Raw genomic sequence first — 21,453 nt, 5'->3', positions numbered from 1 at the left:
GATGGGGGGGATTCTGGAAGATTCAAGCGAGCGGCGGTTGATATGGATCAGCATTGACCCAGATCAGGAGAGTTTAGCGTTCCAGCCAGATAAGCGAGGCGAATCGACCGGTGCGCGGGCTGCGACGGTAAGAAAAGAAGCGTGGGTCGGTGACAGTGCAGAGACCGCCACCATAGACCGCCATGACACCCCGCGCAGCCAGACGCAGGCGCGCCAACTGGTAGATATCGGCCATGAACTTGCCCGGGTTGCGGCTCGGCACAAAGGCTTGGGCGGTGACCGGCAGTTGCTGCACGAAGGCTTCGCGCACTTCAGGGCCGACTTCAAAGGCTTGCGGACCGATCGCCGGCCCCAGCCAGACCAGCACATCGGCGGGCTCGGCCTCAAGGCTTTCAACGGCGGCTTCCAGGACACCCGCCGCCAAGCCACGCCAACCGGCATGGGCAGCCGCGACGCGGGTACCGGCACGGTTGCAGAACAACGCAGGCAGGCAATCGGCGGTCATCGCGGTGCAGGCGATGCCGGGGGTGCTGGTCCAGCTGCCATCGGCTTCAGCCGTGCGACCAGGGTCGGCCTCGACCACGCACACGCCGTGCACTTGGCGCAGCCAGGCCGGTTGAATATGGAAGGCATCGGAAAGACGACGGCGATTCTCAAGAACAGCCTCAAGGTTGTCCTCGACGTGATCGCCCAGGTTGAGGCTATCGAACGGCGCCAGGCTGACGCCGCCCGTACGGGTAGTTACGCAGGCTTTCACCCCGTCTGGCGCGGGCCAGTCAGGAATCAGCCAGTCATTCATCCGACAAACGCCTCGCGATCCTGCTTGAGCAGCGACAGCAACCAGACAAAATCGTCCGGAAGTGGCGATTCCCAGCTCATGCGCTTACCGCTCGTCGGATGATCCAGCTCCAGAAAGCGTGCATGCAACGCCTGGCGCGGGAACGTTTTGAGCGATTCGACCATGGTCTGGCTGGCCGCGGGCGGAATGCGGAAGCGCCCTCCGTAGGCAGGATCGCCGACCAACGGGAAGTTGATGTGGGCCATGTGCACGCGAATCTGGTGGGTACGGCCGGTTTCCAGCTTGACCCGCACATGGGTGTGGGAACGAAAACGCTCCAGCACACGGTAGTGGCTCACTGCCTGCTTGCCACCTTCCATCACCGCCATGCGCTGGCGCTGCTGGCCATGGCGACCGATAGGGGCGTTGATCTTGCCACCGGCCACGACCACACCGATCACGATGCACTCGTAGATACGGCTGACGCTGCGGCTCTGCAACTGAGTAACCAGTTGCGTCTGAGCCTGAATGGTCTTGGCCACCACCATCAGACCGGTGGTGTCCTTGTCCAGACGGTGCACGATGCCGCAGCGCGGCACATTGATGATGTCGGGGATGTGGTGCAACAGGGCATTGAGCAAGGTGCCATCAGCGTGCCCGGCCGCCGGGTGAACCACCAGGCCCGCGGGTTTGTTGATGACCAGGATGTCGTCGTCTTCGTAGACGATATCCAGCTCGATGTCCTGGGCGACCCATTCTCCCTGGGCTTCCTGCTCGGCAGTCAGCTCAAGAATCGCACCGCCATGGACTATGTCTCGCGGGCGGATAACCGCTCCATCCACAGTCAGGCGGCCGTCTTTGATCCAGGCGGAAAGGCGCGAGCGCGAGTGCTCAGCGAATAATTGTGCGGCGACTTGATCGAGGCGTTGGCCGCCCAATTCGGACGGCACCTCTGCGCGAAGTTCAATTTTATCGGACATGCTCAGACTAGGCGTGGCACAGCCTTTGGTTTCGGCTGCGCGCTTGTGGTTAAATACGGCGTCTTTTGCCCCGAGGCTTTCAACGGGGCGCTCATCATAACAGGACGGCCCCGCCCAAGACAGCGGCCGTCATAGGGACGCAAGCCGCCATGCAAGTGAAACACCTGCTGCTGATCGCCATCCTCGCCATGACTGCTGCTTGCTCGTCAACAAAGGAAGTCGTCGACGAAAACCTGAGCGAAGTCGAGCTGTACCAACTGGCTCAGAAAGACTTGGACAATAATAGCTACACCAGCGCCACAGCGAAGCTGAAGGCACTGGAGTCGCGCTATCCGTTCGGGCGCTACGCCGACCAGGCCCAGCTTGAGCTGATCTACGCCAACTACAAGAACGCCGAGCCGGAAGCCGCCAAGTCCGCCGCCGAGCGCTTCATCCGCCTGCATCCGCAACACCCGAACGTGGATTACGCCTACTACATGAAGGGCCTGACCTCGTTCGACCAGGACGTGGGCCTGCTGGCGCGCTTCCTGCCGCTGGACATGACCAAGCGCGACCCCGGCGCCGCCCGCGACTCCTACAACGAGTTCGCCCAGCTGACCAGCCGCTACCCCAACAGCCGCTATGCGCCGGACGCCAAGCAGCGCATGATCTACCTGCGCAACCTGCTGGCTTCCTACGAAATCCACGTGGCCCACTACTACCTGACCCGTCAGGCATATGTGGCAGCCGCCAACCGTGGCCGTTATGTCGTAGAGAACTTCCAGGAAACCCCTTCGGTGGGTGACGGCCTGGCCGTGATGACCGAGGCTTACCAGCGTCTGCACCTGGACGAACTGGCCGCTACCAGCCTGGAAACCCTCAAGCTCAACTACCCGGATCACCCTAGCCTGAAAGACGGCCAGTTCGTGCCTCAGGTTGCCGAAGCAGACAACCGTTCGTGGCTGAGCAAGTACACCCTGGGCCTGATCGAGTCCCGCCCACCGTTGCCGCCGGGCGAAACCCGCGCCAACCAGGACGTGCTCAAGCAGTTCCAGGACGCCAAGGACGCGATTCCTTCGGACCTCAAGCCGCACGACGAAAACGGCGACGTGATCGAAGAACAGGAACCGCAGGCCCTGGGCAACAACCAGGACCGCTCGTGGTTCAGCTACATGACGTTCGGTCTGTTCGACTGATCAGTCGGCGCAACGCAAAAGGGAGCCCCTCGAGGCTCCCTTTTTTGTGGCTCAGCATTATTGCTCTGTGCGCCCGCCATGTCCTTGGCTAAACTGGCGCATTCCCTGTCGAGAAACCGCCTATCATGCTTCGTCTTCTGTTCTGGATTGCCGTTATTGCCGCTGCGGTATGGTTCTGGCGCAAATTCAAAAGCCCGGCCGCCAAACAGCAACGTGCCAGCGAACCCGGCGCCGCGTTGATGGTGCGCTGTGCCCACTGCGGCGTACACCTACCCCAGGATCGTGCCCTACGCTCGCAAGAGGCGTGGTACTGCACTCAGGCGCACCTGGAGCAAGGCCCGAAATCTATCCAGCGCTGATCCGACCTTCGGGTGCGTACGGCGCCGAGTCGATAACCGGTGCACGCCCCAGCAGCAAATCGGCCAATAACTGGCAGGACGCCGGCGCCAGGACCAGGCCGTTGCGGTAATGCCCGCAGTTGAGCCACAGCCCGTTGAAGCCGGGCACCCTGCCGATATAGGGGATGCCTTCCGGCGAGCCGGGCCGCAAGCCGGCCCAATGTCCCACGACCTGCGCGTCCGCCAGGGCAGGAATCAGCTCCACAGCCGAGGCCTTCAGGCTCTCCAATGCGGTCTCTGTAGGCGTCTTGTCGAAGCCCTCATGCTCCAGGGTACTGCCAATCAGGATGTGCCCGTCGCGTCGGGGAATTGCATAACGCCCCTTGGCCAGGACCATGCTCGAGAGAAAGTCCGAAGCGCACTTGTACAGGATCATCTGGCCCTTGACCGGTTCTACCGGCAACGCCAGGCCCAGCGTACCCAACAACTCACCGCTCCACGCCCCCGCCGCCAGAACAACCTGCCCCCCCGTAATCGGGCCATCGGCGGTATCCACACCCACCACATCGCCACCGTTTAGAATAAACCCGGTCACTTCGCACTGCTCATGAAGGGTCACGGCCGGCAACGCCAATAGCGCAGCCTTGAGGGATTTGACCAGGCGCGGGTTGCGCACATTGGCCACATTCGCCATATAGATCGCCTGGGCGTACCCGCTCCCCAGCACCGGAACCGCATCGTGGACGGCCGACACGTCCACCTTGCTCAAGGGCCTGCCTTCACGGGCCGCCCAGGCCAGCGCCTCGGCTTCATCGTCCAGGTCCAGCCAGTACAAACCCGTGGTGTGAACCTGCGGGTCAACGCCCGTATCGGCATACAGGCGCTCCGCCAGTTGCGGGTAAAAATCCTGGGACCAATGGGCCAGCGCAGTGACGGCCGGACTGTAGCGCCACGGATACAGGGGCGACACAATGCCACCACCCGCCCAGGACGACTCCTGCCCCACACCTGCGCGCTCCAGCAGCACCACCGCCCGCCCCTGGGTCGCCAGGTTATACGCCGTCAACAGGCCGATGACTCCGCCACCGACGATCACCACTTGCTCTTGCTTAGCCATTATTCGATCCAGCCGATAAATAGGAACAAGCGCGCTTGGCGCCCAATCATCCAGCTTCCTCATCATTGCCCCCAGCACGCCTGACGCGACATATCCGATGCCGCGCCCGGATTGTCCCGAACACCGGTGCTGGTCAGGCTGAAGTCGCCGCAAGGGTCGCCGGCCATCACCGAGTCGGCGACAGGCGTCGCCACCAGGTAGAAGTCCTGAGGGTTCAATGCAGCGGTGATTCTATAGCGATCATCGCCCGCACTGACGCCACTGGCATCAATAAAAGTACCGTTCCTCGTATAAAAACGTTCCAGGTGCTGGGCCTGTTCCGTCAGCAGCGCAACGATCTGCGCGCGGTAGACCTTTTTTACATGGCCGGTGTAACCGGGGTAAGCGATCCCGGCCAGACATGCGATGATCGCCACGGCGATCAGTAACTCGATCAGGGTAAAACCTCGACTGTCCATGCCCATCCCACCGCTCTCCTTATTGAAGTTGCCGCCATGACACGCGCCGAAACCGCGCGCCGCCCTCCTCTTCCACCCGCGCATAGACGCTCTCCAGCACCGTACGCGCTTGGCCACTGAACCCGACCGCTGTCACCCGGTACACCATCGCCGGGGTTTGCGGCGGCAAATTCGCCAGCCCCACACCAGGTCCCAGGGACTGCACGCCATAAAGGCCGCCCTTGAAGGCAACCCAGGTCACCGCCGAGACAGGATGGGTACCGGCGCCGATTACCGAATACGCTTCGTTCGGCGGTGCGCAGGTCATGACTGACTGGCATAACGGCAGCGTCGCTGATGCCCGCTGGATGGTCGATTCCCCCAGCCTCAAGCCGCTTTCTGCATGCTGAAATGATTGGTTGCCATGCCAGAGGCTGCCGGCGATCTTTTGCTGGGCCACCGCTCCCTGTATCGACGACAGGCCAATCAGCGACAGCAGCAGCAGGAACACCAGGCTGATCAGCAGGACCATGCCCCTCTGCCGCGAAAACACACCCTCGCCAAGCGTCATGATCGCCCTACCCCAGACGGTTGCGCAGCGCCGCGACAACGCTGTAGGTTTGATCCCTGACCAGGCCCGTGGGGTCCTGCAGCGCCAGGCGGATGCGCACACTGCGGATCAAGGACTCGTCCGCCGGGCGGGTGTCGTAGCGCACCACCTGGGCCGATTCCGGCTTGGCCGCCACGCCGAAACTGATATCGAACGCCTGTACGTTTTCCACCAGCACCGCCTTGGCCGGCGCGGCGAGCGTGCTCACCTTTAACTGTCCCGTCTCGAAGGTGTAGGTACGTTGACGTATCGCCAAACGCATCTGCCCAGGCGCCGGAGGCGGTGAACTGCCGGCGTAGGCCTGAGCGGCCCCGGTGCAGTCGGACAGCACCGTCCAGTCAGGCTTGCCGCCTTCATCGCCAACATCGGCGATGACCAGCACCAATGACATTGAGCTGCCCCCGTCACTCCAGCCGACAGGCCGATCAAAGGCCGCAGGCGCGTTTTCGATAAAAGCCGGAGCCAAACAGCCAAACATGCCCGCCTGGCGAATGTCCTGGATCATCTTGCCCAGCACAAACCGCGCATCATCCTGCAGTAATGTGGCCGCCTGCTGGCTGGCGTGGGTCGTTCGTGAGCTGATCCATACCTGGCTGACCCCAAGCACCAGTACCAGCCCGACGACCAGCGCCAACAGCAACTCCATCAGGCTGAAACCCCGAGCCAGCGCTCTCATTGCCCCACCCGCGACTCACTGCCAATACGGCTGGTGAGGGTAAAAGTTTCCCGCGCACCGGGGGTGCTCGTACCCCGGCTGTTATCCCAACTGATGCTGACGGTCACCTCATTTGCACTGATGGTGACCGATCCTTTGGCGCTCTCTCCGGCAAAACCGAGGATATTCGTCTCGAAATCGTGCAGGTCCAGGTCGCGCACGCTGGTTGCGGTACTGCTCACAGCCCTTTCGGCTCGCGCCCATGAGTAGTCAGCCCCAGGGTTGGCGCGGATTCGGTCGAGCATGTCGTAGGCGATGAAACTGGCCTGACTCACCATCCGCGAGCTGTCGGTGTACTTGAGGGCATTGAGCTGGAGCACTGCCGCACCGGACAGGCCAACGGCGAGAATCAGCACCGCTACCAGCACCTCGATCAACGTCATGCCGATTTGTTGCCGGGGCAAAGGGTGGCGAAAACAAGTGTTCGGGCAAGCAAGCATTACCGTCGTCATCCGTGTCGAAGGTCGAAAAAAAGCAGGCGACGCCTGCGGTACGGCCCAAGACTAGCGCCGGTTTTTCGCCCGTGCCGCTCCCGGAACAAAGGGAAATACTTTGGACATAAGGGCCATCATTCGGTACCCCGACCTGGGCGCTATACCTATGTCTCAACCCGATAACACCCCACGTCCACGGAGGGACGAGCCATGGATCAACGCGGTTTTACCTTGATCGAGTTGCTACTCGCACTGATGCTGAGCGGCATCCTGGCGCACCTGGCAGTGCCCAATTTCAAGCACCTGCTTGAATCACAGCGGCGCCACAGTGCGGCGCAATCACTGGCGAGCGGGCTTCGCTTTGCGCGCACGGAAGCCATCGCGCGCAATCGGGCGGTGGTCATTCACGCACTGGACGATGATTGGAGCCGGGGTTGGCGGGTAATCGTGGATATCAGCGGACGCGGCCATCTGGACGAGAACAATCCGGTGCTGCTGGAACGCCAGGGTAGCGGGCGCGTACCGATTGTCGGCAATGGGCCGGTCAAGAGCCTGGTTCGCTTCAGCGGGTTGGGCGAACCGGTGTTTTCAGGAGGCGGTTTTCGTGCTGGCACTGTGCATGTGTGCACCAAGGACCCGGCGCAAAGCCTGCACCAGGTGGTGCTGGCGCCCAGCGGGCGCATAAGCCTGCGCAGCGATAGAGCCGAGCAGGCATTGTGCCGGAGCTATTCCGCCACCCCGGCGCTCAGAGCAACGAGCGAACCCGCAGCTCCTTGGGCATGGAGAAAGTGATGTTCTCTTCGCGCCCAGCCAGTTCATCGGCGCCGGTGGCACCCCAGGCGTGCAATTGCTGGATAACCCCGCGCACCAGCACTTCCGGCGCCGATGCGCCTGCGGTAATACCGATACGTTCGACACCCTCGAACCAGCTGCGCTGCATATCTTCGGCACCATCGATCAGGTACGCCGGGGTCGCCATGCGCTCAGCCAGCTCGCGCAGGCGGTTGGAGTTGGAGCTGTTAGGGCTGCCGACCACCAGAACCACATCGCACTCATCGGCCAGTTGCTTGACCGCATCCTGGCGATTTTGCGTGGCGTAGCAGATGTCGTCCTTGCGCGGGCCACCGATGGCAGGGAACCGGCTGCGCAGGGCATCGATCACGCGGCTGGTGTCGTCCATGGACAAGGTGGTCTGGGTCACGAAGGCCAGGCGATCGGGGTTTTGCACCTGAAGGTTGGCAACGTCTTTTTCGTCTTCCACCAGGTAGATGGCGCCACCGTTGCTGGCATCGTACTGGCCCATGGTGCCTTCAACTTCCGGGTGGCCAGCGTGGCCGATCAGGATGCATTCACGGCCATCACGGCTATAGCGCGCGACTTCAATATGGACCTTGGTAACCAGCGGGCACGTTGCATCGAATACTTTAAGACCACGGCCTGCCGCCTCGGTACGCACAGCCTGGGAAACGCCATGGGCACTGAAGATAACGATAACGTCGTCCGGCACCTGGTCCAGTTCTTCGACAAAAATGGCGCCGCGGGCACGCAGGTCTTCGACCACGAACTTGTTGTGGACGACTTCATGACGCACGTAGATCGGCGGGCCGAAGACTTCCAGGGCGCGATTGACGATTTCGATCGCCCGGTCCACGCCGGCGCAGAAGCCACGGGGGTTGGCGAGTTTGATTTGCATGCTGTGCCTCGTGTCTTGCAATGCAAGAAATTGGATCAACTCAGCTCTAGTAAGAACGAGCCTTTGTGGGAGATGGGCTTGCCCGCAATGCAGCCAACTCGGTGCATCAGGCACACACCGAGGTGATGCAATCGCAGGCAAGCCAGTTCCCACACAAGCCCGCACCCACAGGAACCGGCTTCGTCAGTCAGATCGCTTTAACGTCGATGATTTCAACATCAAACGTCAAGGTTTTACCGGCCAACGGGTGATTGAAGTCGATGGTCACTTGCGCGTCGTCGAAGGCCTTGACCACACCCGGCAGCTCGGTATTCGCCGCATCGTTGAAAATCACCAGCAGGCCTTCCGACAGGTCCATGTTCTGGAACTGCGAACGCGGGATGATCTGTACGTTTTGCGGGTTGGGCTGGCCGAAGGCGTTTTCCGGCAGGATCTGCAGGGTGCGTTTGTCACCCGCCTTGAAACCGAACAGTGCCGCTTCGAAACCCGGCAGCAGGTTACCGTCGCCGACCTTGAAGGTCGCCGGGGCTTTGTCGAACGTGCTGTCGACCGTATCGCCGTTCTCCAGGCGCAGTGCGAAATGCAAAGTGACTTCCGTGTTCTGGCCGATGCGTTGCTCAGCCAATACCTGATCAGTCATTGACGGTCTCTCCGGTTTTCTTACTTTTGAACATATCCAGCGCCAGCATGATTGCACCGACGGTGATAGCACTGTCGGCGAAGTTGAACGCAGGGAAGTACCAACGGTTCTGCCAGTGCACGAGGATGAAGTCGATCACATGACCCAGGGCAATGCGGTCGTAGAGGTTACCCAGCGCACCGCCCAGCACCAGGGCCAAGGCAATGGCCAGCCAGGTCTCATCGCGGCCCAGGCGCTTGAGCCAGACCACCAGCACCGCACTGACCACCACGGCGATCAGGGCAAACAGCCAACGCTGCCAGCCGCCACTGTCAGCGAGGAAGCTGAAGGCTGCGCCGGTGTTGTAGGCCAGGGTCCAGCTGAAGTAATCCGGGATCACCACGATTTGCTGGAACATTTCCAGGGAGCCCTCGAAGTGAGCCTTGCTGACCTGGTCAATGACCAGGACCAGCACGCTCAGTACGAGCCAGCCCAGACGTCCGAAACGACTGGCTGCATTAGGCATAGTGGCGAACCTCGCCAGCACCGCTGATGTTGTCGACACAACGACCACAGATTTCCGGATGCTCAGGGTTTACGCCAACGTCTTCACGGCAGTGCCAGCAACGGGCGCACTTGGGAAAGGCCGACTTGACCACTTTGAGCTTGAGGCCCGGAACTTCGGTGGCCACGGCGTCCGCCGGCGCCAGGGCAAACGGTGCCAGGCTCGCGGTGGAAGTGATCAGCACGAAGCGCAGCTCGTTGCTCAGCTTGGCCAGGTCGGCGGTCAGGCTTTCTTCGGCGAACAGGGTGACTTCGGCCTGCAGGTTGCCGCCGACAGCCTTGGCCGCCCGCTGCACTTCCAGCTCCTTGTTCACCGCAACCTTGACGGCCATCACGCCTTCCCAGTACTCGCGGCCCAGTTCGAAGTCGGCCGGCAGTTCGGTCAGGCCTTCGTACCAGGTATTGAGCATCACCGATTCGTTACGCTCGCCCGGCAGGTATTCCCACAGTTCGTCGGCGGTGAAGGCCAGGATCGGCGCGATCCAGCGCACCAGCGCTTCAGAGATGTGGTACAGCGCGGTCTGCGCCGAACGGCGCGCCTTGCTGTTGGCGGCGGTGGTGTACTGGCGGTCCTTGATGATGTCGAGGTAGAAACCGCCCAGCTCCTGCACGCAGAAGTTGTGGATCTTCGAGTAGACGTTCCAGAAGCGGTATTCGCCGTAGTGTTCCTGCAACTCGCGCTGCAGCAACAGGGTACGGTCCACGGCCCAACGGTCCAGGGCGAGCATGTCCTCGGCCGGCAGGATGTCGGTGGCCGGGTTGAAACCGGTCAGGTTCGACAGCAGGAAACGTGCGGTATTACGGATGCGACGGTAGGCATCGGCGCTGCGGGCCAGAATCTGGTCCGAGACAGCGATTTCGCCCGAGTAGTCGGTCGACGCGACCCACAGGCGCATGATGTCGGCGCCCAGGGTGTCGTTGATCTTTTTCGGCTCGATCACGTTCTTCAGCGACTTGGACATCTTGCGGCCCGTCTCGTCGACGGTGAAGCCGTGGGTCAGCAGTTCGCGGTACGGAGCGTGGTCGTCGATGGCGCAACCGGTCAGCAACGAGGAGTGGAACCAGCCACGGTGTTGATCGGAGCCTTCCAGGTACAGGTCGGCACGCGGGCCGGTCGCGTGGCCCATCGGGTGCGAACCGCGCAGCACGTGCCAGTGGGTGGTACCCGAGTCGAACCACACATCGAGGGTGTCGCTGATCTTGTCGTACTGCGGCGCTTCATCGCCCAGCAATTCGGCGGCGTCCAGCTTGAACCAGGCTTCGATACCTTCCTGCTCGACGCGTTGGGCGACGATTTCCATCAGTTCGACAGTGCGCGGGTGCAGCTCTCCGCTTTCCTTGTTCAGGAAGAACGGGATCGGCACGCCCCAGTTACGCTGGCGAGAGATGCACCAGTCCGGGCGGTTGGCGATCATCGAATGCAGACGCGCCTGGCCCCAGGCCGGCACGAACTTGGTGTCTTCGATAGCCTTGAGCGAGCGCACACGCAGGGTGTCGCCGCGGGTCGGTTCTTTGTCCATGCCGATGAACCACTGCGCGGTGGCGCGGTAGATCAGCGGGGTCTTGTGGCGCCAGCAGTGCATGTAGCTGTGCTTGATCGTGTCGGTCTGCATCAGCGCGCCGACTTCACGCAGTTTTTCGATGATCGCAGGGTCGGCCTTGAAGATGAACTGGCCGCCGAAAAATTCCAGCGATGGCACGTACACGCCATTGCTTTGCACCGGGTTGATGATGTCATCGTTAACCAGGCCGTACTGCTTGCAGATCACGAAGTCGTCCACGCCATAGGCGGGCGAGCAGTGAACCACACCGGTACCCGAACCCAGCTCGACGTAGTCAGCCAGGTACACCGGCGACAGGCGGTCGTAGAACGGGTGACGGAAATTGATCAGCTCCAGCGCGGAACCGGTGGTGGTAGCGATCACCGAACCTTCCAGCTCGTAGCGGGCCAGGCACGACTCGACCATTTCCTCGGCCAGTACCAGCAGGCGATCACCGACGTCCACCAGGGCGTAGGTGAATTCCGGGTGCACGTTCAGAGCCTGGTTGGCGGGGATGGTCCACGGGGTAGTGGTCCAGATCACGATGGCGGCCGGCTTGGCCAGGCTTGCCAGGCCGAACGCCTGGGCCAGCTTGGCCTCGTCGGCGATGGGGAAGGCCACGTCGATAGTCGAGGATTTCTTGTCTTCGTACTCGACTTCCGCTTCAGCCAGGGCCGAACCGCAGTCGAAGCACCAGTTCACGGGCTTGAGGCCCTTGAACACGAAACCGCCCTTGACGATTTCGGCCAAGGCACGGATTTCACCGGCCTCGTTCTTGAAGTTCATGGTCTTGTACGGGTTATCCCAGTCACCCAACACGCCCAGGCGGATGAATTCGGACTTCTGCCCTTCGATCTGCTCGGTGGCATAGGCACGGCACAGTTCGCGGGTTTTATCGGCGCCCAGGTTCTTGCCGTAGGTCACTTCGACCTTGTGTTCGATCGGCAGGCCGTGGCAGTCCCAACCCGGGACATAAGGCGCGTCGAAGCCCGAAAGGGTTTTCGAACGCAGGATCATGTCCTTGAGAATCTTGTTCAGCGCATGACCGATGTGAATCGTGCCGTTGGCATAAGGAGGGCCGTCGTGCAGGACGAATTTCGGACGATCCTTGCCAATCTCGCGCAACTTTCCGTACAGGCCAATACTGTCCCAGCGCTGCAGGATCTGCGGTTCGCGCTGTGGCAGGCCGGCCTTCATTGGGAAGGCGGTGTCCGGAAGGTTTAGCGTGGCTTTATAGTCGGTCATTTAAGGCTCTTCGGTTAGCGATGGGCGCTAGGTGCGGCTAGTGCACGGGCGGCGGCGACATCCGCATTGATCGCCGTTTTCAACGCCTCGAGGGAGGCGAAACGCTGCTCTTCACGCAGCTTCTGGTGGAAAACCACCGTCAAACGCCGGTCATACAAATCACCGGCAAAATCCAAAAGGTGAACCTCCAGGTGGGCCTTGCCATCACCTGCAACCGTGGGTCTGACGCCTATGTTGGCGACTCCCGGCCACGATTGGCCGTCGATGTCGACGCTCACCAGGTAAACCCCGGTCAGCGGCACACGACGGCGCTTGAGCTGCACGTTGGCGGTTGGCGTGCCCAGTTGGCGCGCCAGCTTCTGGCCGTGCAGTACCCGCCCGGCAATGCGGAACGGGCGACCGAGCAAGCGCTCGGCCAAGGCGAAGTCGGCAGCGGCCAGGGCATTACGCACCTGGGTACTGCTCACGCGCAGGCCGTCCAGTTCGACGGTTTGCGCGGCTTCGACGGTAAAACCCTGGGTTACGCCGGCGTGCTGCAGAAAATCGAAATCGCCGACCCGATCACAGCCGAAACGGAAGTCGTCGCCGACCTCCAGGTGCTGTACGCCCAAGCCATCCACCAGGATACGGTCGACGAACTCGGCGGCGCTGAGGCTGCGCAAACGCTGGTTGAAGGCCAGGCCCAGCACACGATCCACGCCCTCCTCGGCCAACAGTTGCAGCTTGTCGCGCAAGCGGGCCAGGCGCGCTGGCGCCGTTTCCGGAGTAAAGAATTCCCGCGGCTGTGGCTCAAAAATCACCACGCAGCTGGGCACGCCCAACTCGACCGCGCGCTCACGCAGGCGGGCCAGGATAGCCTGGTGGCCACGGTGAACACCGTCAAAGTTGCCAATAGTGGCGACGCAGCCCCGATGCTCGGGGCGCAGGTTGTGGAGACCTCGAACCAGCTGCATAACGCGCTTCTTGCTCATAAAGTGGTCGATTATAACCACACCCGGCCCCGGACGACAGGCAACAGCACAGGGCAAATGGCTCGAATCGATAAAACTGCCGCTTTATCGCGGCAAACTCTCTACCCCAGCGACTTGCGATTGAAATCCCGCAGGCGGAAACCCTGCAGCAGCAACATCCCGAAGTACACCACCACACCGGCCACGACCAGCACGCCCAGACGCATGAAGCGCTCCAGCATATGGCCTTCGTCCCAGGCGGGCATCACGTGCATCAGGCCCAGCAGCACCACCGACATCACGCCGACCGCCACCAGGAGCTTGAGGGCAAACAGACCCCAACCCGGTTGTGGCTGAAACATCTGCTGTTTACGCAGCTGATAAAACAGCAGGCCGGCGTTGATGCAGGCACCCACGCTGATCGCCAGCGCCAGGCCGGCATGGGCCAACGGACCGATAAACGCCAGGTTGAGCAGTTGCGTGACGACCAGGGTGAAGATCGCGATTTTCACCGGAGTGCGGATGTTCTGTTGCGCGTAGAAGCCCGGCGCCAGCACTTTGATCACGATGATGCCGAGCAGGCCGACGGAGTAGGCCACCAGCGCATGCTGGGTCATTAATGCGTCATGCGCGTCGAATTGCCCGTATTGGAACAACGAGACCGTCAGCGGCTCGGCCAGGATCCCCAAGGCCAGGGAGCACGGCAGCACCAGCACGAAGCACAGGCGCAGGCCCCAATCCAGAATCCGCGAATACTCCTGGCGATCCTTGCTGGCGTACGTGCGCGCCAGGGTCGGCAACAGGATCGTGCCCAAGGCCACGCCGAGCACGCCGGACGGCAGCTCCATCAGGCGGTCGGCGTAGTACATCCACGACACCGAGCCTGATACCAGCAATGAGGCAAAGGCGGTGTTGATGATCAGGGAGATCTGGCTGACCGACACGCCCAGGATCGCCGGCAACATATTGCGCATCACGCGCCAGACGCCGGTGTCCTTGAGGTTCAGGCGCGGCAGCACCAGCATGCCGATCTTTTTCAGGTGCGGCAGCTGGTAGAGCAACTGCGCCAGGCCGCCGGCCAGTACGGCCCAACCCAGAGCCATTACCGGCGGGTCGAAGTATGGCGTCAGGAACAGTGCGAAAATGATCATGCTGACGTTGAGCAGGGTCGGTACGAACGCCGGCACCGAAAAACGGTTCCACGTGTTGAGGATCGCTCCGGCCAGGGACGAAAGCGAGATCAGCAATATATAAGGAAAGGTCACGCGCAGCAGATCAGTGGTCAGCGCGAATTTTTCCGGCGTATTGGCGAAACCCGGCGCCGTAGCCCAGATCACCCAGGGGGCGGCCAGCATGCCGACAATGGTCACCAGCATCAGCACCAGGGTCAGCAAGCCCGAGACGTAGGCAATAAACGTGCGGGTCGCCTCCTCGCCCTGCTGGGTCTTGTACTCGGCGAGAATCGGCACGAACGCCTGGGAAAATGCGCCTTCGGCGAATATCCGCCGCAACAGATTGGGCAATTTAAACGCAATAAAGAAGGCATCCGTGGCCATGCTGGCGCCAAAAATGCGCGCCAGCAGGGTGTCACGCACAAACCCCAGAACCCGGGAGATCATTGTGATAGAGCTGACAGCGGCCAACGATTTGAGCAGATTCATTGAAAGAGTTTGCGCCTATAGATAAAGAGCAGGCGAACAAAGCGCCCACTTATGCGATACTGCGCGCCTGCAACAGCACAGAGCCAAAGCTCGCGAGTTTACAGGTCAAGCGCCGGAAATAAATCACCCGCCTCTTCAGATCGACCACTCAGCAGTTCGCATCAGCCGCCCTTGACAACCCATCAAGTCATCGGCATGATTCGCGGCCTATTTTGTTTGCTATTTCCTAAAAAGTCTTTCGAGGAGCTCGACGGTGGCCAACACACCTTCCGCCAAAAAACGTGCAAAACAGGCTGAGAAGCGTCGCAGCCACAACGCCAGCCTGCGTTCCATGGTTCGTACCTACATCAAGAATGTAGTTAAAGCCATCGACACCAAAGACGCTGAAAAAGCCCAAGCTGCTTACGTTCTGGCAGTGCCGGTTATCGACCGTATGGCCGATAAAGGCATCATCCACAAGAACAAGGCCGCTCGTCATAAGAGCCGCCTGAATGGCCACATCAAGGCTCTGAGCGTTGCTGCCGCAGCCTGAGTGGTAACAACTGCAACGCAGCCCAGGTTGCGAAACAGTTAAGAAATGCCCCGTACCGAAAGGTCCGGGGCATTTTTGTTTGGGCCTGAAAATCACCACAGCTCTATCTGTGCTTGCCCCCTTTCACATTTTTCAGGCAAAAAAACGCCCCGAACCAGTCGGGGCTTTTTTTTGTTACCGCTTGATCAAACCATCAATCAATGGTGATGACCGCCTTCACCGTGGACGTGGCCGTGAGCCACTTCTTCCTGGGAAGCGTCGCGGATAGCAACGATCTTCACTTGGAAGTTCAGGCGCTGACCCGCCAGTGGGTGGTTACCGTCAACGGTTACGTTATCGCCCTCGAGGTCGCTGATGGTGACGATCTGCATTTGGCCGTCTGGCGCGGAAGCGTGGAACTGCATGCCCACTTCCAGCTCATCCACACCTTCGAACATGCTGCGGCTCAGGGTGCTGACCAGTTCAACGGAGTATTCACCGTAGGCATCTTCAGGTGCTACGACCACTTTCAGCTCATCGCCGACGGCCTTGCCTTCCAGAGCCTTTTCCAGGCCTGGGATGATGTTACCCGCGCCTTGCAGGTAGACCAGCGGCGCGCCGCCGGCTGAGCTGTCGATGACATCACCAGCGTCGTTGGTCAGGGTATAGTCGATGGAGACAGCCTTGTTAGCGGCGATCGTCATGGGGCGAGACCTTTTGCATAAGAATGAAGAACGGACAAGTCTAAACAAGGATTTGCCCGAAAGCGAACGGAACCCGGACGGACGGGACCGATCAACGGTCACGATCGTCGGTTTTTATCAGGACGAAGATGGCCACTGGGTGGCCGAGTTGTCCTGCGGCCACACCCAGCACCTGCGGCACCAACCGCCATGGCAGTCCCGCGCCTGGGTGCTTGACCCCGCACAGCGCCTGGAAAAAATAGGTCAGCCCTTTGCGTGCGGCTGGTGTGCTCAAGAGCCGAATAACGATAACCTTGGCGCCTGATTCCCGGTAGGCACTCAGCCATAGAGCGCCACCGAAGCCATGCACCTCCAGAGAATTCGCATGCAGACTTTTTTTATCGCGCCCACCGATTTTGGTGTGGGCCTGACCTCCATCAGCCTTGGGCTGGTGCGCACCCTTGAGCGGGCCGGGCTGAAAGTCGGCTTCTTCAAGCCAATTGCCCAGCCACACCCTGGCGATACCGGCCCCGAGCGCTCTACCGAACTGATCGCGCGCACCCACGGCCTGAAACCACCACAGCCCCTCGGCCTGGCCCACGTAGAGCGCATGTTGGGCGACGGCCAGCTTGACGAGTTGCTCGAAGAGATCATCACGCTGTATCAGCAGGCCGCCGTGGGCAAGGACGTGCTGATCGTCGAAGGCATGGTGCCGACCCGCAGCGCCAGCTACGCAGCCCGGGTCAACCTGCACTTGGCCAAGAGCCTGGATGCGGAAGTGATCCTGGTCTCGGCCCCGGAAAACGAAGTGCTCACCGAGCTCTCCGGCCGCGTGGAATTGCAGGCCCAACTGTTCGGCGGCCCGAAAGACCCGAAGGTACTCGGCGTAATCCTCAACAAGGTGCGCACCGACGAAAGCATGGAAGCCTTCTCCGCGCGCCTTAAAGAACATTCGCCCCTGCTGCGCAGCGGTGATTTCCGCCTGCTCGGCTGCATCCCTTACCAGCCGGAACTCAACGCGCCGCGAACCCGCGACGTCGCCGACCTGATGGGTGCGCAGATCCTCAACGCCGGCGATTACGAAACCCGGCGCATGACCAAGATCATCATTTGCGCCCGCACCATGCGTAACACCGTGGAGCTGCTCAAGCCCGGCGTGCTGGTGGTGACCCCCGGCGACCGCGACGACATCATCCTCGCCGTCAGCCTGGCCGCGATCAACGGTGTGCCCCTGGCCGGCCTGCTGCTGACCAGCGACACCCTGCCCGACCCGCGCATCATGGAGTTGTGCCGTGGCGCCTTCCAGGCCGGGCTGCCGGTGCTGTCGGTGAGCACCGGCTCCTACGAGACCGCCAACCTGCTCAACAACCTGAACAAGGAAATCCCCATCGATGACCGCGAGCGTGCCGAGATCATTACCGATTTTGTCGCCAGCCATCTCGATGCGCGCTGGCTGCACCAACGCTGCGGCACGCCACGGGAGATGCGCCTGTCGCCGGCGGTGTTCCGCTACCAGTTGATCCAGCGCGCCCAGGCCGCCAACAAACGCATCGTGCTGCCCGAAGGCAGCGAGCCGCTGACCGTGCAGGCCGCCGCCATCTGCCAGGCGCGCGGCATTGCCCGCTGTGTATTGCTGGCCAAACCGGCGGATGTGGCAGCGGTCGCTCGCGCCCAGGGCATCGAATTGCCCGAAGGCCTGGAGATTCTCGACCCGGACCTGATCCGCCAACGTTATGTCGAACCCATGGTTGCATTGCGCAAGAGCAAGAGCCTCAACGCCCCCATGGCCGAGCAGCAACTGGAAGACACCGTGGTGATCGCCACCATGATGCTCGCACTGGATGAAGTCGACGGCCTGGTCTCCGGGGTGATCCACTCCACCGCCAACACCATCCGCCCCGCCTTGCAGTTGATTAAAACCGCGCCAGGCTGCACGTTGGTGTCATCGGTATTCTTCATGCTGTTCCCCGAGCAGGTGCTGGTATACGGCGACTGCGTGATGAACCCGCACCCGAGCGCTGCCGAACTGGCTGAGATTGCCCTGCAAAGCGCCGACTCGGCGGCGGCATTCGGCATCACCCCGCGGGTGGCGATGATCAGCTATTCCAGCGGCGACTCGGCCAGCGGCGAGGAAGTGGAGAAAGTACGCGAAGCCACCCTGCTCGCCCACGAGCAACAAAGCTCGCTGCTGATCGACGGCCCGCTGCAATACGACGCCGCCGCCAACGAAAACGTAGCTCGACAACTGGCGCCCAACAGCCAGGTTGCCGGCAAGGCCACGGTATTTGTGTTCCCGGACCTGAACACCGGCAACACCACCCATAAGGCCGTGCAACGCAGCGCCGACTGCGTGAGCCTGGGGCCGATGCTCCAGGGCCTGCGCAAGCCGGTCAACGACCTGCCGCGTGGCGCCCAGGTAGACGACATTGTGTACACCATCGCGCTGACTGCGATCCAAGCCGCCAACCGACCTATGGATATCTAAATGCTGGATTTTCTGCCTGCCACCGTGCGCGGGGTGATCGCTTCGCTGCTGTTGGCCCTGAACACGATCCTGCTGTGCTCGTTCCTGTTTATCGTTGCGCTGTTCAAGGCGTTGCCGTTCGCCAAGCGCTTCAGCGAATGGCTGATGAACCACACACACGAAGCCTGGGTTACCAACAACAAGGGCTGGATGAACCTGGTGCAACACACGCGCTGGCACCTCAAAGGCCTTGAGGGCCTGGACTACGAGCACTCGTACCTGGTGACCAGCAACCACCAGAGCTGGGTCGACATCATGGTGCTGCAATACGTACTCAACCGACGCATTCGCCCGCTGAAGTTCTTCCTCAAGCAGGAGCTGATCTGGGTGCCGGTGATTGGCCTGGCGTGGTGGGCACTGGGCTTTCCGTTCATGAAGCGCTACACCAAGGCCTACCTGGAAAAACACCCGGAGAAGAAAGGCAAAGATCTGGAAACCACCCGCAAGACCTGTGCGAAGTTTCGTGACAATCCGGTGGGGATTTTCAACTTTGCCGAAGGCACGCGTTTTACCCCAGGCAAGCATGCGCAGCAGAACTCGCCGTTCCGTTACCTGCTCAAGCCCAAGGCCGGCGGGATTGCGTTTGTGCTGGATGCCATGGGCGAGCAGTTGAAGTCACTGGTCAATGTGACCATCCACTACCCCGCCGGCCGGCCGGGTTACTGGGATTTGCTCTGCGGCAAAGTGCAGGACGTGGTGGTGCAGTTTGAAGAAGTGCAGATCCCGGCTGAGTTCATTGGCAAGAATTATGAGCAGGATGGGGCTTATCGGTTGGCGTTCCAGGGCTGGATCAACCGGTTGTGGGAAGACAAGGATGCTTTGCTGGACAAGCTGCACACGCAATACCCAGGCAGCCACATTTGACCGAGTTGTTTTCAAAATCCCACAAAAAAGCCCGCCACCGAGTGATCAGTGGCGGGCTTTCATCTTGTAGCTTTTATTAAAGCTTGCCGCTGACCCGCAACAGCTCCAGCACTTGCTTGACGCTGTCTTCCAGCGACAGGGCCTGGGTGTCGATTACCAGGTCGGCATTCAATGGCACGTCGTATGGGAACGACTCGCCGGGGATGTTATCCCCACCGGCAGCGTACAGGCCCTGCGGATCACGCTCGGCACATACCAGCGGCGAAGCCTGCAAGTACACCGTCAGCAGACGGTCGCTGCCAATCAGTGCCTTGGCCTGTTCGCGGCCTTCGGCATCCGGAGCGACAAACGCGGCCAGTGTCAGCAGGCCGGCTTCGTTGAACTGGCGCGCCACGTGAGCGGCGCGACGCCAGTTTTCGGTACGCCCGGCGCGGTCCTGTGGCAGACCTTTGTTCAGGTCATGACGCAGGTTCTGGCCGTCCAATACGAACACGGCACGCCCCATATCGAACAGCTTGCGCTCAACCGCGTAGGCCAAGGTGCTCTTGCCGGCGCCGGACAGGCCGCTGAACAGCACGGTGGCTGGCTGCTGGCCGAAACGCAGAGCACGCTCCTCGGTGGCGACATGGGCCAACTTGCCGTGCTGCGCCGCGCTGCCGTGGGTGACCGGCGGTGCGATGATCATGCCGGCGGCCACGGTGCCGTTGGTCAAACGGTCGATAACGATAAACGCGCCGGTGGTGCGGTTGCTGTCGTAACCGTCCAAGGCGATGGCCGCATCGAGGCTGACCTTGACCCGGCCGATCTCGTTCAACTGCAGCGCACTCGCCGGGCCTTCGGCCAGGGTATTCACGTCCACGCGGTGCACGATGCTGGTGATGGACCCCGGCACATAGCTGGTGGCGCGCTTGATGTCGTATTTCTTGCCCGGCAGCATCGGCTCTTCGGCCATCCACACCAGCATGGCGTCGAAGGCGTCGGTCACTTGTGGCACGTTGTCGGCATGCACCAGCAGGTCGCCACGGGAGATGTCGATCTCGTCTTCCATGGTCAGGGTCACGGCCTGGCCTGGGCCGGCGTGTTCCAGTTCACCGTCGAACGTGACGATGGACTTGACGCGGCTGCTCTTGCCCGACGGCAGCACCACGACTTCGTCGCCCTTGTGCACGATGCCGCTGGCCAGGGTGCCGGCAAAACCACGGAAGTTCAGGTTAGGACGGTTGACGTACTGCACCGGAAAACGCAGGTCGGTGTAGTTGCGGTCGTTGGCGATCTCGACGGTCTCGAGGATCTCCATCAGCGACTGACCGGTGTACCAAGGCGAATGCTCGCTCTTGTTCACCACGTTATCGCCCTTGAGCGCCGACATCGGCACGAAGGCCAGGGTGCTCGGCTTGAACGCGATACCGTCGGCGAACTTCAGGTAATCGGCCTTGATCGACTCGAATACGCTTTGGTCAAACCCATTGATGTCCATCTTGTTGACGGCCACCACGATGTGCTTGATGCCCAGCAACGAGGCGATGAAGCTGTGGCGACGGGTCTGGGTCTGCACACCGTAGCGGGCATCGATCAGGATAATCGCCAGGTCACAGGTCGACGCACCGGTGGCCATGTTGCGGGTGTACTGCTCATGGCCGGGGGTGTCGGCGATAATGAATTTGCGCTTGGCGGTAGAGAAGTAGCGGTAGGCAACATCGATGGTGATGCCCTGCTCACGCTCGGCCTGCAGGCCATCGACCAGCAGGGCCAGGTCGATGTCGTCACCCGTGGTGCCGGACTTCTTCGAATCGCGGGTGATGGCTTCCAGGTGATCCTCGTAGATCATCTTGGAGTCGTGCAGCAGGCGCCCGATCAGGGTGCTCTTGCCGTCGTCGACGTTGCCGCAGGTCAGGAAGCGCAACATCTCTTTGCGCTCGTGCTGGCCCAGGTAGGCGAGGATGTCCTCGCTGATCAAATCAGATTGATGGCTCATTGTGTTCAAGCTCCGAGCTGTAAGCTGCAAGCGGCAAGC

General features: G+C 61.3%; 22 protein-coding genes. 7 read left to right on the top strand and 15 right to left on the bottom strand.

Annotated features, from left to right (window positions below):
* Window positions 1-73: 73 nt before the first annotated feature.
* Both pgeF and rluD read right to left on the bottom strand, forming a co-directional pair.
* Window positions 74-799: a peptidoglycan editing factor PgeF gene (pgeF, locus tag AB4O05_RS08820; RefSeq protein WP_460131561.1), complete on the bottom strand. Its 726-nt coding sequence runs from the start codon at window positions 797-799 to the stop codon at window positions 74-76.
* On the bottom strand, window positions 796-1,758 hold the full coding sequence (gene rluD, locus AB4O05_RS08815) for a 23S rRNA pseudouridine(1911/1915/1917) synthase RluD (RefSeq protein WP_032886184.1): 963 nt from the start codon (window positions 1,756-1,758) through the stop codon (window positions 796-798). Before rluD ends, pgeF begins: the two co-directional genes overlap by 4 nt.
* 149 nt (window positions 1,759-1,907) lie before the next feature.
* On the opposite strand from rluD, the gene AB4O05_RS08810 reads away from it, so the two are divergent.
* Together AB4O05_RS08810 and AB4O05_RS08805 are read left to right on the top strand one after the other, a co-directional pair.
* Window positions 1,908-2,933 carry an outer membrane protein assembly factor BamD gene (locus tag AB4O05_RS08810; RefSeq protein WP_460131562.1) on the top strand — a complete coding sequence of 342 codons (1,026 nt, stop codon included), beginning with the start codon at window positions 1,908-1,910 and terminating at the stop codon, window positions 2,931-2,933.
* A gap of 125 nt (window positions 2,934-3,058) precedes the next feature.
* Window positions 3,059-3,292, top strand: coding sequence for a PP0621 family protein (locus AB4O05_RS08805; RefSeq protein ID WP_460131563.1), 234 nt, complete (start codon window positions 3,059-3,061; stop codon window positions 3,290-3,292).
* On the opposite strand, the gene thiO is transcribed toward AB4O05_RS08805, so the two are convergent.
* The 5 genes from thiO to pilV all read right to left on the bottom strand — a co-directional run bounded on the left by thiO (window position 3,279) and on the right by pilV (window position 6,590).
* Window positions 3,279-4,388: a glycine oxidase ThiO gene (gene thiO / locus AB4O05_RS08800; RefSeq protein ID WP_460131565.1), complete on the bottom strand. Its 1,110-nt coding sequence runs from the start codon at window positions 4,386-4,388 to the stop codon at window positions 3,279-3,281. The two genes, AB4O05_RS08805 and thiO, sit on opposite strands and share 14 nt — an antisense overlap.
* Before the next feature lie 62 nt (window positions 4,389-4,450).
* Complete coding sequence (locus AB4O05_RS08795) at window positions 4,451-4,852, bottom strand: type IV pilin protein (protein WP_460131566.1); 402 nt, start codon at window positions 4,850-4,852, stop codon at window positions 4,451-4,453.
* Between the two features lie 13 nt (window positions 4,853-4,865).
* A complete protein-coding gene (locus AB4O05_RS08790; RefSeq protein ID WP_460131567.1) occupies window positions 4,866-5,396 on the bottom strand; it encodes a pilus assembly PilX family protein in 531 nt (176 codons plus the stop codon).
* Between the two features lie 7 nt (window positions 5,397-5,403).
* A complete protein-coding gene (locus AB4O05_RS08785) occupies window positions 5,404-6,111 on the bottom strand; it encodes a PilW family protein (RefSeq protein WP_460131568.1) in 708 nt (235 codons plus the stop codon).
* A complete protein-coding gene (gene pilV / locus AB4O05_RS08780; protein WP_460131570.1) occupies window positions 6,108-6,590 on the bottom strand; it encodes a type IV pilus modification protein PilV in 483 nt (160 codons plus the stop codon). The genes AB4O05_RS08785 and pilV overlap by 4 nt, the downstream gene beginning before the upstream one ends.
* Window positions 6,591-6,794: 204 nt before the next feature.
* Here pilV and AB4O05_RS08775 point away from each other — a divergent pair, with 204 nt between their 5' ends.
* Entirely contained in the window at window positions 6,795-7,376 is a 582-nt protein-coding gene (locus AB4O05_RS08775; RefSeq protein ID WP_460131572.1) for a GspH/FimT family pseudopilin, read from the top strand.
* Here the strand turns inward: AB4O05_RS08775 and ispH are convergent.
* The 6 genes from ispH to murJ form a co-directional block, all read right to left on the bottom strand.
* Window positions 7,330-8,277, bottom strand: coding sequence for a 4-hydroxy-3-methylbut-2-enyl diphosphate reductase (gene ispH, locus AB4O05_RS08770; RefSeq protein WP_460131573.1), 948 nt, complete (start codon window positions 8,275-8,277; stop codon window positions 7,330-7,332). The two genes, AB4O05_RS08775 and ispH, sit on opposite strands and share 47 nt — an antisense overlap.
* A 187-nt stretch (window positions 8,278-8,464) precedes the next feature.
* Window positions 8,465-8,902 (bottom strand): FKBP-type peptidyl-prolyl cis-trans isomerase, encoded by a 438-nt coding sequence (gene fkpB, locus AB4O05_RS08765; protein ID WP_460137638.1) that lies wholly within the window; start codon window positions 8,900-8,902, stop codon window positions 8,465-8,467.
* A 7-nt stretch (window positions 8,903-8,909) separates the two neighbouring features.
* Window positions 8,910-9,422 carry a signal peptidase II gene (lspA, locus tag AB4O05_RS08760; protein ID WP_460131574.1) on the bottom strand — a complete coding sequence of 171 codons (513 nt, stop codon included), beginning with the start codon at window positions 9,420-9,422 and terminating at the stop codon, window positions 8,910-8,912.
* Entirely contained in the window at window positions 9,415-12,246 is a 2,832-nt protein-coding gene (gene ileS, locus AB4O05_RS08755) for an isoleucine--tRNA ligase (RefSeq protein WP_460131575.1), read from the bottom strand. The genes lspA and ileS overlap by 8 nt, the downstream gene beginning before the upstream one ends.
* Before the next feature lie 14 nt (window positions 12,247-12,260).
* Complete coding sequence (gene ribF / locus AB4O05_RS08750) at window positions 12,261-13,199, bottom strand: bifunctional riboflavin kinase/FAD synthetase (protein WP_460131576.1); 939 nt, start codon at window positions 13,197-13,199, stop codon at window positions 12,261-12,263.
* Between the two features lie 119 nt (window positions 13,200-13,318).
* Window positions 13,319-14,857: a murein biosynthesis integral membrane protein MurJ gene (murJ, locus tag AB4O05_RS08745; protein WP_460131578.1), complete on the bottom strand. Its 1,539-nt coding sequence runs from the start codon at window positions 14,855-14,857 to the stop codon at window positions 13,319-13,321.
* Window positions 14,858-15,110: 253 nt separating this feature from the next.
* Here murJ and rpsT point away from each other — a divergent pair, with 253 nt between their 5' ends.
* Window positions 15,111-15,389: a 30S ribosomal protein S20 gene (gene rpsT / locus AB4O05_RS08740; RefSeq protein ID WP_016976313.1), complete on the top strand. Its 279-nt coding sequence runs from the start codon at window positions 15,111-15,113 to the stop codon at window positions 15,387-15,389.
* Window positions 15,390-15,586: 197 nt separating this feature from the next.
* On the opposite strand, the gene AB4O05_RS08735 is transcribed toward rpsT, so the two are convergent.
* Window positions 15,587-16,072, bottom strand: coding sequence for an FKBP-type peptidyl-prolyl cis-trans isomerase (locus AB4O05_RS08735; RefSeq protein WP_460131580.1), 486 nt, complete (start codon window positions 16,070-16,072; stop codon window positions 15,587-15,589).
* On the opposite strand from AB4O05_RS08735, the gene AB4O05_RS08730 reads away from it, so the two are divergent.
* The 3 genes from AB4O05_RS08730 to AB4O05_RS08720 are packed head-to-tail and all read left to right on the top strand — an operon-like array spanning window position 16,041 to window position 19,439.
* Entirely contained in the window at window positions 16,041-16,376 is a 336-nt protein-coding gene (locus tag AB4O05_RS08730; RefSeq protein ID WP_460131581.1) for a DUF3565 domain-containing protein, read from the top strand. The two genes, AB4O05_RS08735 and AB4O05_RS08730, sit on opposite strands and share 32 nt — an antisense overlap.
* A 60-nt stretch (window positions 16,377-16,436) precedes the next feature.
* Window positions 16,437-18,536, top strand: a complete 2,100-nt coding sequence (gene pta, locus AB4O05_RS08725) for a phosphate acetyltransferase (protein WP_460131583.1) — start codon at window positions 16,437-16,439, stop codon at window positions 18,534-18,536.
* Window positions 18,537-19,439, top strand: a complete 903-nt coding sequence (locus tag AB4O05_RS08720) for an acyltransferase (protein ID WP_460131584.1) — start codon at window positions 18,537-18,539, stop codon at window positions 19,437-19,439.
* 76 nt (window positions 19,440-19,515) lie between these two features.
* Here AB4O05_RS08720 and cysN read toward each other — a convergent pair whose 3' ends face one another.
* The gene (gene cysN, locus AB4O05_RS08715) at window positions 19,516-21,414 is read right to left on the bottom strand and encodes a sulfate adenylyltransferase subunit CysN (RefSeq protein ID WP_460131586.1); all 1,899 of its coding nucleotides are present in this window, start codon (window positions 21,412-21,414) and stop codon (window positions 19,516-19,518) included.
* Window positions 21,415-21,453 lie beyond the last annotated feature (39 nt).

Source organism: Pseudomonas sp. S1_G07, assembly GCF_054668565.1.
The sequence above is the reverse complement of the archived record's forward strand: the minus strand, read 5'-3'. Positions and strand labels throughout refer to the sequence as shown.

Bases quoted from the DNA above. Each gene is read 5' to 3' on its own strand.
- pgeF (WP_460131561.1), bottom strand. From the start codon at position 799: ATGAATGACTGGCTGATTCCTGACTGGCCCGCGCCAGACGGGGTGAAA.
- rluD (WP_032886184.1), bottom strand. From the start codon at position 1,758: ATGTCCGATAAAATTGAACTTCGCGCAGAGGTGCCGTCCGAATTGGGC.
- AB4O05_RS08810 (WP_460131562.1), top strand. From the start codon at position 1,908: ATGCAAGTGAAACACCTGCTGCTGATCGCCATCCTCGCCATGACTGCT.
- AB4O05_RS08805 (WP_460131563.1), top strand. From the start codon at position 3,059: ATGCTTCGTCTTCTGTTCTGGATTGCCGTTATTGCCGCTGCGGTATGG.
- thiO (WP_460131565.1), bottom strand. From the start codon at position 4,388: ATGGCTAAGCAAGAGCAAGTGGTGATCGTCGGTGGCGGAGTCATCGGC.
- AB4O05_RS08795 (WP_460131566.1), bottom strand. From the start codon at position 4,852: ATGGGCATGGACAGTCGAGGTTTTACCCTGATCGAGTTACTGATCGCC.
- AB4O05_RS08790 (WP_460131567.1), bottom strand. From the start codon at position 5,396: ATGACGCTTGGCGAGGGTGTGTTTTCGCGGCAGAGGGGCATGGTCCTG.
- AB4O05_RS08785 (WP_460131568.1), bottom strand. From the start codon at position 6,111: ATGAGAGCGCTGGCTCGGGGTTTCAGCCTGATGGAGTTGCTGTTGGCG.
- pilV (WP_460131570.1), bottom strand. From the start codon at position 6,590: ATGCTTGCTTGCCCGAACACTTGTTTTCGCCACCCTTTGCCCCGGCAA.
- AB4O05_RS08775 (WP_460131572.1), top strand. From the start codon at position 6,795: ATGGATCAACGCGGTTTTACCTTGATCGAGTTGCTACTCGCACTGATG.
- ispH (WP_460131573.1), bottom strand. From the start codon at position 8,277: ATGCAAATCAAACTCGCCAACCCCCGTGGCTTCTGCGCCGGCGTGGAC.
- lspA (WP_460131574.1), bottom strand. From the start codon at position 9,422: ATGCCTAATGCAGCCAGTCGTTTCGGACGTCTGGGCTGGCTCGTACTG.
- ileS (WP_460131575.1), bottom strand. From the start codon at position 12,246: ATGACCGACTATAAAGCCACGCTAAACCTTCCGGACACCGCCTTCCCA.
- ribF (WP_460131576.1), bottom strand. From the start codon at position 13,199: ATGCAGCTGGTTCGAGGTCTCCACAACCTGCGCCCCGAGCATCGGGGC.
- murJ (WP_460131578.1), bottom strand. From the start codon at position 14,857: ATGAATCTGCTCAAATCGTTGGCCGCTGTCAGCTCTATCACAATGATC.
- AB4O05_RS08730 (WP_460131581.1), top strand. From the start codon at position 16,041: ATGGAGACAGCCTTGTTAGCGGCGATCGTCATGGGGCGAGACCTTTTG.
- AB4O05_RS08735 (WP_460131580.1), bottom strand. From the start codon at position 16,072: ATGACGATCGCCGCTAACAAGGCTGTCTCCATCGACTATACCCTGACC.
- pta (WP_460131583.1), top strand. From the start codon at position 16,437: ATGCAGACTTTTTTTATCGCGCCCACCGATTTTGGTGTGGGCCTGACC.
- AB4O05_RS08720 (WP_460131584.1), top strand. From the start codon at position 18,537: ATGCTGGATTTTCTGCCTGCCACCGTGCGCGGGGTGATCGCTTCGCTG.
- cysN (WP_460131586.1), bottom strand. From the start codon at position 21,414: ATGAGCCATCAATCTGATTTGATCAGCGAGGACATCCTCGCCTACCTG.